Genomic DNA, 773 nt, shown 5'->3' with positions numbered 1-773 from the left:
TTTTACCAGAAGTGGCTAGTCTAACCGCAAGGAGGACGGTCACCACGGTAGGATTCATGACTGGGGTGAAGTCGTAACAAGGTAGCCGTATCGGAAGGTGCGGCTGGATCACCTCCTTTCCAGAGCTTCTCGCACAAGTTGAGCGCTCACGCTTATCGGCTGTAAATTTAAAGACAGACTCAGGGGTCTGTAGCTCAGTCGGTTAGAGCACCGTCTTGATAAGGCGGGGGTCGTTGGTTCGAATCCAACCAGACCCACCACCGTCTTGTGTGGCGGTACACCCTGAGGCAAATCTGTACTCATGGGGGCATAGCTCAGCTGGGAGAGCACCTGCTTTGCAAGCAGGGGGTCGTCGGTTCGATCCCGTCTGCCTCCACCAATCTTCAATGACAAGCGTTCGACTTGGGTCGAATCTTTGTCATTGGCGATTGAGCCAGTCAGAGTGATATGAGTAAAACCATATCGGCTGTCGTTCTTTAACAATCTGGAAGAAGCAAGTAATTTGGATAGCGGAAGCGTCTTGAGATGGACGTGAAAACTATCCGGGTTGTGATTGTATCGATGTATCTCAAGATGATTCGAACTCTATGTTTGACTCAATTGGAATACGGCACAACGCGAGAACTCAACCTGTAGCGACTGTCGCGAGACAGACTCGTTATAGGGTCAAGCGAACAAGTGCATGTGGTGGATGCCTTGGCGATCACAGGCGATGAAGGACGCGGTAGCCTGCGAAAAGCTACGGGGAGCTGGCAAACAAGCTTTGATCCGTA

At 51.2% G+C, this 773-nt stretch carries 2 tRNA genes and 2 rRNA genes; all 4 read left to right on the top strand.

Features of this window, described 5'->3' with window-relative positions:
- A 16S ribosomal RNA gene (locus tag LGM89_RS37040) occupies window positions 1-119 on the top strand; the annotation flags it as partial.
- Window positions 120-183: 64 nt separating this feature from the next.
- A tRNA-Ile gene (locus LGM89_RS37035) sits at window positions 184-260 on the top strand.
- 43 nt (window positions 261-303) lie between these two features.
- Window positions 304-379 (top strand) — tRNA-Ala (locus tag LGM89_RS37030).
- Window positions 380-664: 285 nt separating this feature from the next.
- A 23S ribosomal RNA gene (locus LGM89_RS37025) occupies window positions 665-773 on the top strand; the annotation flags it as partial.

This window comes from Burkholderia sp. AU31624 (assembly GCF_020420065.1).
GTDB lineage: Bacteria > Pseudomonadota > Gammaproteobacteria > Burkholderiales > Burkholderiaceae > Burkholderia.
This window is presented reverse-complemented; position numbering and strand designations above follow the sequence as displayed.